The 1,592-nt window shown below is 34.2% G+C and carries 3 protein-coding genes; 1 reads left to right on the top strand and 2 read right to left on the bottom strand.

Annotated elements, in window-relative coordinates; all coding sequences use genetic code 11:
• The first annotated feature begins 124 nt into the window (after positions 1-124).
• Complete coding sequence (locus BN202_RS06745) at positions 125-640, top strand: hypothetical protein (protein WP_019219861.1); 516 nt, start codon at positions 125-127, stop codon at positions 638-640.
• Between the two features lie 130 nt (positions 641-770).
• On the opposite strand, the gene BN202_RS06750 is transcribed toward BN202_RS06745, so the two are convergent.
• Complete coding sequence (locus tag BN202_RS06750) at positions 771-1,076, bottom strand: BrnA antitoxin family protein (protein ID WP_007553744.1); 306 nt, start codon at positions 1,074-1,076, stop codon at positions 771-773.
• Positions 1,054-1,353, bottom strand: coding sequence for a BrnT family toxin (locus tag BN202_RS06755; protein ID WP_019219862.1), 300 nt, complete (start codon positions 1,351-1,353; stop codon positions 1,054-1,056). Before BN202_RS06755 ends, BN202_RS06750 begins: the two co-directional genes overlap by 23 nt.
• Positions 1,354-1,592: the final 239 nt, after the last annotated feature.

Genomic DNA, 1,592 nt, shown 5'->3' on the forward strand with positions numbered 1-1,592 from the left:
AAGGCACAAGTAAAAGCGTGGGTTTACGGTGGTGGTATTCCGAAAAGCATTCTCAATTACGAACCTCTTATAGACGAGATCAATAAAGAGATCAAAAAATTATCGAAAACCGCAGGAAATAAATATGTTTACAGATAAGCAGCTAAGAGCCTTGTTTGGCATTATAACTTTTATATTTATATGTTTTTTAGGAATTAAAAAAAATCTTTACTTTATTCAGAGTATTTTGACATTCGCATCTGTTTCTTTGGTAATAGTCACAACGGTTTTTGCAATTTTATGCAATTCCAATATTCCTTCTGAGTTGCAAAACAATCCAAAATACAAATGCGGAAATACAACAGGTTGGGTGAAACTAACACGTGATTTACAACAATATATGCACCGACTTTTAAAGCTAATAAGTGTAGCGTTTGTCGTTTTAATTTTCCCAAGTAGTTATAGAGAAACGGTTTCTTTGCCTGTCATTTCTAAGTACGTGGAGTACAAGCTTTCTTTTTCATTAGATACTGTACTTTGGTACTCAGATATTGCTCTTTGGTATTCTTTTTTAGTCTGTGTATTGTTTCTTATGTTACATACACGCAGTTTAATAAACATATCTATTTACACACTACAGTGCTCCATTAAAAAACCATAGTAAATTTTCCGATTTTATAAAACTGTTCAGATTAAATGACGTTGTCTCTTCTCAACGTTTATAGATGAAATCAACAAGGAGATAAAAAACTATCGAAAGCAGTTTAATACTCTTTGTAGCAGGAAAGAGGTCAACGCATTGAACGAAGCATGGCGTCACGTAAAATGGCGTTAATCCGCGTTTGATATCCTTTCCCTTGACTTTTAAGCCACGCTAGAACGTCTGAATCCACACGTACTGTTGTGACAGTTTTGGTTGGTTTGTAGAATGGATTGCGAACGGCGTTTTTCCAGAACGCATCATCTAGTGTTGGAATATCACTATGATCAATTGCACTGTCCGGCATTGCAGCTAGTTTATCAACTTCAACTCTCTGTTTATCTGTCAAAGGTGATAAGTTACCTACATCAATTTCATAACGAACTTTCTTCTTCATAATGTTTCCTTTCTTTCCAGTTGGCTCGCCGCGCTGAAATAATACGGATTACTTCTATACCATCTTTATCATCATGGACAGTATGCGCTACGAGCAGCAGTAAAAAGCCATCCACAAGACCCAAAGTTTGCCAACGATATTCTCCGTTTTCAATACGGTCTTGTTTAACCATGGCGAACGGGTCTGCAAAAACACGAGCAGCAATTTCAAAACTGACACGGTGCTTTCTAAGATTACTTCTTGCTTTAGTTTCATCCCATTCAAATCTTATTTTCATATCTTATGTTAATACATTTATGTATGTATATCAAGGGTTTTAAATGAACACTGAACTATTTATGTTTTTTTGCATAATAAATATAATGTAATACTTTAAAAAACTGTTATTAATAAACTGAAATAATTGAATAAATATGCAAAATATGTTAAGATTTTTTATGTATAAATTGCTAATCTAATGGGGATACAAAAATGCTAAATAAAGTGATGTTAATCGGGCGCCTTGGTGCTGATCCC

The sequence above is a fragment of the Bartonella florencae genome (assembly GCF_000312525.1).
GTDB classification, from domain to species: domain Bacteria; phylum Pseudomonadota; class Alphaproteobacteria; order Rhizobiales; family Rhizobiaceae; genus Bartonella; species Bartonella florencae.

What these genes read in the sequence shown, in the direction of transcription:
- BN202_RS06745 (WP_019219861.1), top strand. Translation starts at nt 125, where the DNA reads ATGTTTACAGATAAGCAGCTAAGAGCCTTGTTTGGCATTATAACTTTT.
- BN202_RS06750 (WP_007553744.1), bottom strand. Translation starts at nt 1,076, where the DNA reads ATGAAGAAGAAAGTTCGTTATGAAATTGATGTAGGTAACTTATCACCT.
- BN202_RS06755 (WP_019219862.1), bottom strand. Translation starts at nt 1,353, where the DNA reads ATGAAAATAAGATTTGAATGGGATGAAACTAAAGCAAGAAGTAATCTT.